The sequence below is a fragment of the Paenibacillus sp. Dod16 genome (genome assembly GCF_049893405.1).
Classification (GTDB): Bacteria; Bacillota; Bacilli; order Paenibacillales; family Paenibacillaceae; genus Paenibacillus_AQ.
Genome location: NZ_JBNDYG010000068.1, coordinates 23,221 through 33,795, shown reverse-complemented (window position 1 = coordinate 33,795; position 10,575 = coordinate 23,221). Strand labels below are relative to the sequence as shown.

Here is a 10,575-nt window from a genome sequence, read left to right as displayed (position 1 = left end):
TCTTTCGCAAGACCCGCCATGCCAGCGGCAGATACGAATAGATTCCTGCTGCCGTTTGACGGATATAGCCGCCGCGGAGCATCCATTGATGGCTCAGTGCCTCCGCCTCGGAAGGCACATCACGCATCGTTGTCATCAATAATTGGCATTGCCGCATCTTCCTCATACTCCTTCTTATATCCATGAATGAACCTGCCTGAGCGCAAAAAGAGCACATTCGCTCCTAGGGACGAATGTGCTCGTGGTACCACCCTGATTCCATCTTGCCGGACGCAAAAGACGCTCCATTAAAGATGCTTCATAAGGCGGTAACGGGCCGAACCGGCGCCGCTTGTTCACAGCGGGCAACTACAAGGTAGGAAGGACACAGCCTAGCGGGTGGAAGCCTTTCAGCCAAGGGCTTCTTTTCTGTCTCGCCGAATCTTGCATCCTCATGTCCTTGATGATCATTATTCACGGGAAATTCATTTTCCAATACATTACAGCCGGACGGTCGAAATGTCAAGCATGAACGGGTCAGGCGATTCTAATGAGCGATATGGTCCAGCACCTGCCGTAAGATCCCGATGACATGCTCATCTTCATACGTATAAAAATATGTATTTCCTTCCCTCCGGAATTTGACCAGTCTTAAACTTCGCAGATAGCCAAGCTGGTGGGATACCGCCGACTGACTCATGCCAAGCACCTCGGCAATATGGCCGACGGGGCATTCTTCTTGCGAGAGCAAATGAAGAATCCGGATCCGCGTCGGATCCGAAATGGCCTTCAGCAGTCGTGACGCTTCCATGGCCTCGTCTTCGTGCAGCAGCTCATGGTGCTCTTTTTCCATAAACTAATCCCCTCTTCTCCATAATGGCTTGAACGATTTCGCGGGCATCCCGTGAAACTCCTGCCAAGAGTGCGGAGCCCCGGTGCGTCTGCCAAGGCAAGCCTACATAATAGAGCCCCGTTACCGGACTGATACCGCGTGTATGAATAACAGCCTTCTTATGATCCAGCGCTTGATCCACATGAAGCCAATCATAGCTGGGAACAAAGCCGGTCGCCCAGATGATATTCCGGACCTTAAGCTCCGTTCCATCCTCGAATCGCATTCCGGAAGCGCCGGCATCAACGGCTCTCTTTTTCAACACCACTTTACCGCACTTGACCGCTTGTTTCAATTCATATCCAAAAATCGGGTCTCCGCGGCGCTTCAGCTTACGTCCCACCCAGGAGGAGCCGCCGGCTGATAAAATGCCGAGTTTGTCCAACCACCAGAACATGCCCTTTCCCCCGATGGTCATGGGTAAATACCGCGGCTGCTGCCCGAGGGCCAAATACGTTTCCCGACCACCCGACAGTTCGACCGCAATCTGCGCCCCGCTGTTCCCGCCGCCAACGACAAGAACCCCACCCTCTTGAAGCTGGGAAGGATGCCTGTAATCGGATGAATGCAGCTGGAGAATTTCCTCTGGAACCGATGCTGCAAACGTCGGAATTCGAGGCTGCCGGAACGGCCCGGTAGCGATGATCAGCGCCTTTGCATGATATTCTCCCTGATGGGTATCGATTATAAAACGGTCTTCTTCCTTCCGGGCACACTTCACATCCGTCTCAAACTGAATGGGCAGCCTAAACCGCGCTGCATACGATTTCAGATAGGACGCCATCTCATCTTTATCCGGGAACCCGTCGGGATCCCCCTCTAACCTCATTCCATGCAAGGCACTATGAGTCCTCGGGGTAAACAACTTCAAGGAATCATATCTCGTCTTCCATGCATCACCCACCTCCAACCCCCGATCCAACAACAGAAACTTCATCCCTGCCTGCTGCAGCCAATAGCCAGCTGCCAATCCTGCCTGCCCCGCTCCGATAACGATTACGTCCCATATCATATAGGTATCACTCCATTATATGAATATTTGCTCATATATACATATAACATGAAACTTGTTTCCCCTTCAAGCATAAGATGGTGATTACATCGTCAAACGCCGCATGAAACTGGAATAAATATCTGATGAATCCAGTTGACAACATACACATTCAGTCATACTATAGGCATAAAGTTGCTTCGAGGAAACAATATATGCTCGGCCCAATTTAGTAGGGAGAGGTTAAACTTTATGGATGAGACAAAATATCGGCAGCATTTGCATCAGGCAGCGCTCGGCGAGCGTTTTCTGATTGAACAGGTGGATATCCGCGGTGAGCATAAACGACGGCTTCTGGACCTCGGATTCGTACCGGGCTCCGTTATCGAAGTGCTGAAAGCCAGCCCGCTCGGCGATCCAACCTCATATAGAGTAGCAGGTACCGTCATTGCATTAAGAAAAGAAGAAAGTCAGTTAATCTGGGGTAAGGTGATATCATCATGAGAACTTTTACCGTCGCGCTGGCTGGCAACCCGAACACGGGAAAAAGCACGCTTTTTAATGCTCTCACCGGCCTGAAGCAGCACACCGGCAACTGGTCAGGCAAAACAGTCAGTCTCGCAAGCGGCAATTACGATTACAAAGACACCCGCTTCCAATTTATCGATCTGCCCGGGACGTACTCCTTGTTCTCCAACTCGGCCGATGAAGAAGTGGCGCGCGATTATATTATTTTTGAGAAACCGGACGTTACCCTGCTGGTTCTGGATTCTACGGCGCTGGAAAGAAGCCTTAACCTTGCACTGCAAGTGCTGGAAATGACCGACCGGGTCATCATCTGCCTGAATCTGATGGACGAAGCGAAGAAAAAAGGTATCAAGATTAACGCACGCAAGCTGGCGGATCAGCTCGGGGTTCCCGTCATTCCGATATCGGCCAGAAATAACGAAGGCCTGGATACCCTGTCCGAGCAGCTGCTTCTCATGTGCACAGGGCAGACTCCGACTACGCCGTACCGGATGAAATATAACGAATATCTGGAATCGCAAATTTCCGGCCTGGAGTCCGAATTACGAGACATTCTTGGCGACGAATATCCAGCCAGATGGCTGGCGATCCGTTTTCTTGATGGAGACCGGAAGCTGATCGCGACGCTGAAAGAACGATTAAAGGCTTCGGATAAAGGAGGGATTTCACTTGGAACAGCTAAAGCGCTTGGAAGCTCTAACAGCCGCCATTCCTGCTGAGCAGGTAGAGGATGTTCGGGAATACATCGTGGGCGAATTATTCAAAAAATCCCGCGAGCTGTGCAGTGATGCCGTCACCGTCACCAACCGTGAGCTTCTGTACCGTTCCGAGCGTCTGGACCGCATCTTCACCTCCAAGCTGTGGGGATTTCCGATCATGCTGGCCATGCTCGGCGTTATTTTTTACTTAACGATCGCAGGGGCTAACGTGCCTTCTTCCATGCTGGCAAGTTTCTTTGGCTGGATCGAAGGATACCTGACGATGGCCTTTCAGGCCCTCCATGCTCCCGATTGGCTCTATGGCGTGCTGATTCTCGGATTGTTCCGGGGGACCTCCTGGGTTGTCAGTGTCATGCTGCCTCCCATGGCTATCTTCTTTCCAGCCTTTGCGCTGCTGGAGAACTATGGCTATTTGCCTCGGGTAGCCTTTAACCTGGACCGTCTGTTCAAAAAAACGGGAGCGCACGGCAAGCAGTCCCTCACCATGGCGATGGGATTCGGCTGCAATGCGGCGGCCATTATGTCGACCCGGATCATCGAGTCGCCTCGGGAGCGGATGCTCGCCATTCTGACCAATAACTTCGTGCCCTGCAACGGTCGCTGGCCTACGCTGATCCTGCTGGCCTCCTTGTTCATGGCTGCAGGTTTCTCGGGAGGAGCCCAGACGCTCGTAACGGCTTCCGTTGTTATGGGCATGGTGCTGATCGGTGTCGTTGTCACGCTCACGGTATCATGGGGACTATCCAAAACCGCCTTGAAAGGCATTCCTTCCCACTACACGCTGGAGCTGCCTCCATACCGTAAACCGAAGATACTGAATACCATTCTCCGGTCGACCCTGGATAAAACCCTCTATGTACTGCGCAGAGCCATTATCGTAGCGGCACCTGCAGGCGTGCTCACCTGGGTGCTTGCTAACATCTATATTGGCGATGCCAGCATTCTGATTCATTTCGTTGAATTTCTTGATCCGTTTGCGCGCGCACTCGGACTCGATGGCTTCATTCTGATGGCCTTTATCATCGGACTTCCCGCCAATGAAATCGTGCTGCCGATCCTGCTGATGGGATATTTGGCTACGGGGTCCCTGACCGAGGTTACCGATATGTTTGCCCTCAAGCAAATCTTCCTGGACCAAGGCTGGACCTGGCTGACCGCACTGAACATGATGCTGTTCTCGCTGCTTCATTATCCATGCGGAACCACGCTCGTCAACATCTGGAAGGAAACGAAAAGCGTGAAGTGGACGTTCCTGTCCTTTGCCATCCCGACGGCCATCGCCATCGGCGTCACCTTCCTGGTCACTCAGGTGGCCCGGGCACTGGGATGGGTTTAACGACAGAGGATTGAATCAGCATCATATAAAACAAACGAGCCGCTCCAAGGAGACTCCTTGAAGCGGCTCGTTTGTTTTATCCGGAAATGGATGAGTTCTATGAAACTTAACCTTTCACCGAACCAGCAGCGATGCCTTCCACGATACGATCACTGAGGAACAGGAACATCAGCAGGATTGGCAAAATACTGATCATCAAGGTTGCGCCAATAGCACCCCAATCGGTTGTGTATTGTCCGATAAAGTTCTGCACGCCGACGGTGAGCGTCTTGAACATGTCCGAGCTGATGAACGTATTCACGAAAATAAATTCGTTCCAGTTGTAGATCATGTTAATGATGGCTGTCGTCGCCAGCACCGAGCCCGTCATCGGAAGCACGATCCGGAAGAAAACCCGGTGAACCGAGCAGCCGTCCATGACTGCCGCCTCTTCCACTTCCTTCGGCAGCGTGTAATAGAACCCGAGCAGAATCATAATGGTAATCGGCATATTGAAGGCCACGTACGACAATATCAAAGAAACCGGATGATCGGTCAGGCCAACCTTGTTGAAAATGCTGAACAGCGGGATCAAGGTGGAGTGAACCGGAATCATCATGGCAACCATAAATAATCCGAGGACGAAGGAGCTGCCCTTCCACTTCATTCTCGTAATCGCGAAGGTGACGAGACTTCCCAGAATGACCGTGAGCGCAGTCGCGACAACGGTGATCCAGACGCTGTTCAGAAAATATACGCTGATGTTGCCGGCACTCCATACCTTCTCGTAATTCTCCCAGCGCGGATTCATCGGAAGGGACAGCGGAGGAAGATCGAATACTTCCTGATTGTTTTTTAATGAGAACAGCAGCAGCCATACGAGCGGGAACAGCTGGAATACTGCAACGCCGATCAGCACGATATACAGCAGCGCGTAACCCAGCTTGCCTCCCACTCCGTTTCCGGATCGGGCGCGCCCGTCTTGGAGCTGTCCTGTGGCTCCGGATATCATGAAGCATCCCTCCTTATGAATATTGGATCGTTTCTTTCGATGCCGTTAATTTCCGTATGACCCACGTTACGATCAGACAGATCACCAGCAGGAAGAATCCGATCGCGCTGCCGTAACCGAAATCATAAGCGCGGAAAGCCGTGTGATACATGTAGGACGCCATCACTTCACTTGCGCCGTTAGGCCCCCCGTCCGTCATAACAAAGATGAGGTCGAAATATTTCAAGGAACCTACCACCGCCAGCACGATCGTCACCTTAATCACTTCCATGATGAGTGGAAGCTTGATCCGGAACGCAATTTGCAAGGAAGTCGCACCGTCGATCTTGGCCGCTTCCACCAGCGATGCCGGGATATTCTTCAAAGCTGCATAATAGATCAAGATATAGAAACCGGCATACTGCCACAGAATCGGAATAAACAAAGCGAACAAGACAAGCGACGGCTCAGCGAGCCATGCCGGCGGGTTCGTGATCCCGATGGATTCCAGGAAGCTGTTCACAATTCCGTTCGTCGGGTGGTAAATGCGCAGCCACAGCTGCGCGATCGCAACGGAGGACAGCAGCATGGGTATGAGATAGATTTTACGGAACAGGTTGGCGCCCTTGATCTTGGAAGCCAGCACCATTGCCACGGCCAGGTATATGATCAGGCTTGCTGCCGAGAATACGGCTAACAGCAGGGAGTGCCATGCACTGTCCCAGAACTTGCCGTCCGAGAGCAGGGCCTGGTAGTTATCAAGTCCGATAAAGGTCATCGCACCGATGCCGTTCCATTCGTTCAGTCCGTAATAGGCGGTAAGTATGATTGGAATATAAACGACGGCCATAATCACAAGCAGTGCGGGCAAAACATACAGCGCGATGATTTTTTTGTTGGACATCACTTTATCCAAAGTGTCCGACTCCTTTCTTCCTATGGTCTTAAGGAAAGATTTATCCGGCATCGCTGCCGGATAAATCAGGGTCCCGTTTCTTTGTTGTCCTAAAGAGTCTTAGTTCCCTTTGGAGATCGCCGCTTCATGCTCTTCGGAGAATTTCTCCGGCGCCACGGCTTTGCCGAAGAGCGCCTGAATCATGTTCAGATGTGTCTCGGCGGCATTCGCCTCCATCTGTACATCCGCGAACAGGGTGATGCTGCTTGCTTGGTTCATTTCATCAAAGAGATCGATGTACAGCTGCGGAAGCTCAAGCGTCGAGGTATCCACCTTCGTTGCCGGGATGACGCCGGCACCTGTAACGGACTGCTCGCCCCACTTGGTGACGAAATACTCAACAAACTTCTTGGACTCCTCTTTCACTTTGGAGTTCTCGCCGATGAACAGGCCGACACCCGGTCCGCCTACCCAGCTGTTAATATCGCCTTTGCCGCCTTCAACCGTCGGGAATTTGAAGAAACCGACGCTATCGCGGAATTCTTGCGGAATCTCTTCATTAGTCGTAAAGTTAGGCAGTTCCCAGGTCCCCATCATGTACATGGCCGCTTTGCCGTTCAGGAATTCGGATTTCGCTTCCTCGTTGGATAAGCCGTTGAACCCTTTGACAAACGCGTTGCCATCCACCAGCGATTGAACCTCTGCGGCTGCCTTTACAAGCGATTCGTCCTTGAAAGAACCCGAACCGCTGATTGCGCTGGCAAGCGTTTCTTGTCCGCCGATTCGGTCTGCCAGGTACATGTACCAGAGCGAACCGGTCCAGCGATCCTTGTTGCCCAGTGCGATCGGAGCAATCCCGTTATCGGACAGCGTTTTCACGACATTCTTGAATTCTTCGTAGGTTTGCGGAATCGCCAGATTATGCTGCTCGAATATCGCTTTGTTGTAGTATACCGGAGCGATATTGAACTCGAGTGGAAGCGCATACGTTTTGCCGTCAATGGCATAAGCCTCGGTCGTGCCGGCCACGAACTTGCCATTAAGCTGACCGTCCAGCAAATCATCTACTGGTGCAAACAGCTTGCCTTCGACATAAGGCTTCAGGAATCCCGCTGCCCAGGTTACCCCTACGTCCGGAAGCTCGTTCGAGGCGGAAAGCACTTTCAATTTATTTTTATACTGCTCATTATCCAGAACTTCCTGTTTGATCGTCACGTTCGGATTCTCTTTTTGATATTCTTCGATGATCTGATTCACGATTTTGTTCTGTCCCGCAGAAACGCCTGCCGGCCATAAGTGCATGAAGTTCACCGTAACTTTATCGACTTCGCTGCCGCTGTTGCCTGAATCCCCCGTGCTGCTGTTGCTCGATCCACAACCAGCCGCAACCAGAGCGAGACACAATGTTAGAAGCAGAACCGTCCATTTTTTGTTGAACACGTTTACAACCCCTTTTCTAGTATGCTGTTCGCGTATTGAAACCGCTTTAATCAAATTTTATCAGTGAGGGGATGATTGTATAAGGTCATAATGATTGGGACTAATTCCACTTTTATTAGATTTCCTCTCCGCTATCGGATACGCTATGGCGGTATTGACTCGGGCTTACCTCCTCAAGGTCACGGAACACTTTCACGAAATATTTCGCCGTTTGGTATCCCACCTTCTCCGCAATTTCCGCGACAGGCAGCGATGTACCCGCCAACAGCTCCTTGGCCCGCTGTACCCTGCGACGCGTTAAATATTCGCTGAAGGTGAGTCCGGTCTGCTCTTTGAATAACACGCTGAAATAACTGGAATTCAGATGAAGCACTTCTGCCACTTCCTTAAGCGATACCGATTCCTGAAGGTGCTGATCCACGTACTTCAGCGCTTCCTGCACCTGAATGCTGTAGCCCTTATCCAGCTGCGCCGCCTCCAGGAGCTTGGGATCCACCAGTTTCTCCATCCGCTCAATCCGATCAATTTTTTCCCGGCGTTCCAGGGCCGACTCGACCGCTGTTACCAGCTTCCGCTTATCCAGCGGCTTTAGGAGATAATCCACGACGCCGTATTGCAGCGCTTTACGGGCATAATCGAATTCCGAATAACCGGATATGACGATAATGACCGGCGGATGCTCTAGTTCATGCAATCTCTCAATCAGCTCAAGTCCCCCGATTTCCGGCATGCGGATGTCCGTCACCACCAGATGAGCCACCTGCTCCTGCAGCCACTCCAGCGCCTCTACGCCGCTTGAAGCCGTCACGATTCTGCAGCGACCCGACGACCATGCCTCCAGCGTCTTCCTTACCCCTTCCCTCGTTCTCGGCTCATCATCCACGATCAGTATCGTTTTCATGCTGTTCCCCCTCCCCACCATTAGCCTGAAAATCATTCGGAATTTGAAATGAGATCGTCGTTCCCTGGCCCACCACGCTGTGAATACGCAGGCCGGCTTGCCCGGAAGCGTAATACAACCGGATTCGTTGCTCTACATTGGCAATGCCAACACCGCTTTTTTTAGAAGATTCCGCGTATCCCTTTTCCATGGAGGAATACAGAGAGGCCACCGTCTCCTCGTCCATTCCGGGGCCGTCATCACTAACCGAAATGACCGTATATCCCGGGTGATCGGAGGCCTTCGCCCGTACAATAACGGTGCCCGGCCCCAATCGCTGCTCAACTCCGTGGAGGATCGCATTTTCCACGATCGGCTGAATCAGCAGCTTCGGAATCGGCACGTTTTTGCTGGCTTCATCCGCCTCGATTTTCCAGGATAACCGATCCAGCATCCGCATTTTCATAATCATCAAATAACGCTCAGCATGATCCAGCTCGTCCCGGACCGATACCCACTCATCCTCGTCTTTGCGGTTAATGACGTAACGGAATAAGCCGGACATCGCGACCACGATTTGGGCCAGCTCTTCTTCCCCTTGATCATCCAGCGCCCAATAAAACGCTTCCAATGTGTTAAAAAGAAAGTGCGGATTGATCTGCGCCTGCAGCGCTTTAAGTTCTGTCCGGCTCTGAATGATCTCCTTCTGATACACAACCTCGATTAATTCGTTCAGCGAATCCACCATCTGGTTGTACGAATTGTTAAGCTCGTTGATCTCCATCGTCTTCGAGGTGACGGCAATGGGCCTCAGCGTTCCCAGTCTCACGCCGCGCATGGCTTTGATCAGATTCAAAATCGGCCGGATGATCATCGTGGTCAGTATAAAGCTTAAGAACAGAAACAGCAGCGCACCCACGCCCCCGGATACGATAATCGCGGTTCGCAGCACCGATATCCCCTCCGTCGTATAATCGACAGGCGTCAGGATGACCAGGTTCCAGCCCGTGGCCTCAGACTGTTTCTGTACGGCAATGTAGTCCTCATGGCCGATCGTAACCGTCTCCCCTTCGCGGTGCAAAACCTCCTTCGCATCCACCACGGTGGCAAAATCCGACGAGATTTCATTCCCCGCCTGATCAAACAATCCCATCGTTTCACGCGAATCGCTGCCAGTGCCGCCAGCAGTGTCCGCCAGTGCAAAATAGTCCTTCTCCAGCTTCACGAGCAAGTACCCGCCGTGGGCAAAGGAATGGTCAATCAGCCGAATTCTCCGTACCGCTACCACCACATCCGGATCCCGGGGATCCTGACCGAACCATACCAGCTTCCCCATGCCCTGATCTGCCGCAGCAATCCAATCTCCCCTGACCCGGCTGGTCAGACTTCCTTCATCCAGTGGAAACAGCCGCCGATAATCCTTCGTATATAATTCCAGCGAACGGATGCCCGTAGCATAGGCTTCATATTTACGAACCTCCTGTTGAAGGGACTGCCGTTCACCGAATGTTATCGGCTTACCCGCGGTCTCCTGCGCCAGAAAGCGCTGAACCGTTGCGTTCGTCGAGACTTGGGCCGTCAGCGTATCCACCTGCTTGAGCAGCGCATCCAGCTTCCCCGTGGCCTGAACGGCCGTCTGCTGAATATGCTTCTCCGCACTGTTGCGCAGCAAAGCCGAAACCTGATCATATACAAACACCCCGACCAATGCCAATACGATAACCATCACCAGCATAAATCCAAGGAAGATTTGATTCCGCAGTGTATTCAGCCTGCCAAACCTGTTCAAGTTCTGCACTCCCTTTCGATTTGGAACTGTAATTCACTATACACAATCTTGTTGAAGTTAGGGAGTCCTCGCCGTTCCGCAAAGGTCCAAGGCATATGTACTTTATTACTCAAAAAAAGAGGAAATGCGAAGGGTAGTTTCCCCTTGCACTTCCTC

Annotated in this window: 11 protein-coding genes; 3 read left to right on the top strand and 8 right to left on the bottom strand. The window is 52.0% G+C overall.

From position 1 onward, the window contains the following. From ACPV3A_RS34140 to ACPV3A_RS34130, 3 genes are all read right to left on the bottom strand, one after another. Positions 1-157: hypothetical protein (locus ACPV3A_RS34140; RefSeq protein WP_426204257.1), on the bottom strand; the 157-nt coding region annotated here is incomplete at its 3' end. Between the two features lie 369 nt (positions 158-526). Next, positions 527-832 (bottom strand): ArsR/SmtB family transcription factor, encoded by a 306-nt coding sequence (locus tag ACPV3A_RS34135; protein ID WP_426204233.1) that lies wholly within the window; start codon positions 830-832, stop codon positions 527-529. Beyond that, complete coding sequence (locus ACPV3A_RS34130) at positions 813-1,883, bottom strand: flavin-containing monooxygenase (protein WP_426204231.1); 1,071 nt, start codon at positions 1,881-1,883, stop codon at positions 813-815. The genes ACPV3A_RS34135 and ACPV3A_RS34130 overlap by 20 nt, the downstream gene beginning before the upstream one ends. Before the next feature lie 231 nt (positions 1,884-2,114). Between ACPV3A_RS34130 and ACPV3A_RS34125 the strand changes: the two genes are divergently transcribed. The 3 genes from ACPV3A_RS34125 to ACPV3A_RS34115 are packed head-to-tail and all read left to right on the top strand — an operon-like array spanning position 2,115 to position 4,445. After that, entirely contained in the window at positions 2,115-2,366 is a 252-nt protein-coding gene (locus ACPV3A_RS34125; protein ID WP_220686179.1) for a FeoA family protein, read from the top strand. Next, positions 2,363-3,109, top strand: coding sequence for a FeoB small GTPase domain-containing protein (locus tag ACPV3A_RS34120; protein WP_216535400.1), 747 nt, complete (start codon positions 2,363-2,365; stop codon positions 3,107-3,109). Before ACPV3A_RS34125 ends, ACPV3A_RS34120 begins: the two co-directional genes overlap by 4 nt. Continuing rightward, entirely contained in the window at positions 3,060-4,445 is a 1,386-nt protein-coding gene (locus tag ACPV3A_RS34115) for a nucleoside recognition domain-containing protein (RefSeq protein WP_426204229.1), read from the top strand. The genes ACPV3A_RS34120 and ACPV3A_RS34115 overlap by 50 nt, the downstream gene beginning before the upstream one ends. Positions 4,446-4,551: 106 nt before the next feature. Here ACPV3A_RS34115 and ACPV3A_RS34110 read toward each other — a convergent pair whose 3' ends face one another. The 5 genes from ACPV3A_RS34110 to ACPV3A_RS34090 all read right to left on the bottom strand — a co-directional run bounded on the left by ACPV3A_RS34110 (position 4,552) and on the right by ACPV3A_RS34090 (position 10,419). Beyond that, on the bottom strand, positions 4,552-5,436 hold the full coding sequence (locus ACPV3A_RS34110; RefSeq protein ID WP_216535402.1) for a carbohydrate ABC transporter permease: 885 nt from the start codon (positions 5,434-5,436) through the stop codon (positions 4,552-4,554). A 13-nt stretch (positions 5,437-5,449) separates the two neighbouring features. Beyond that, on the bottom strand, positions 5,450-6,331 hold the full coding sequence (locus ACPV3A_RS34105; protein ID WP_216535403.1) for a carbohydrate ABC transporter permease: 882 nt from the start codon (positions 6,329-6,331) through the stop codon (positions 5,450-5,452). A 99-nt stretch (positions 6,332-6,430) separates the two neighbouring features. Beyond that, positions 6,431-7,750 carry an extracellular solute-binding protein gene (locus ACPV3A_RS34100; RefSeq protein ID WP_426204226.1) on the bottom strand — a complete coding sequence of 440 codons (1,320 nt, stop codon included), beginning with the start codon at positions 7,748-7,750 and terminating at the stop codon, positions 6,431-6,433. A gap of 115 nt (positions 7,751-7,865) precedes the next feature. Then, the gene (locus ACPV3A_RS34095) at positions 7,866-8,651 is read right to left on the bottom strand and encodes a response regulator transcription factor (protein ID WP_216535404.1); all 786 of its coding nucleotides are present in this window, start codon (positions 8,649-8,651) and stop codon (positions 7,866-7,868) included. Continuing rightward, positions 8,626-10,419, bottom strand: a complete 1,794-nt coding sequence (locus ACPV3A_RS34090; RefSeq protein WP_426204224.1) for a cache domain-containing sensor histidine kinase — start codon at positions 10,417-10,419, stop codon at positions 8,626-8,628. Before ACPV3A_RS34090 ends, ACPV3A_RS34095 begins: the two co-directional genes overlap by 26 nt. Between the last annotated feature and the right edge of the window lie 156 nt (positions 10,420-10,575).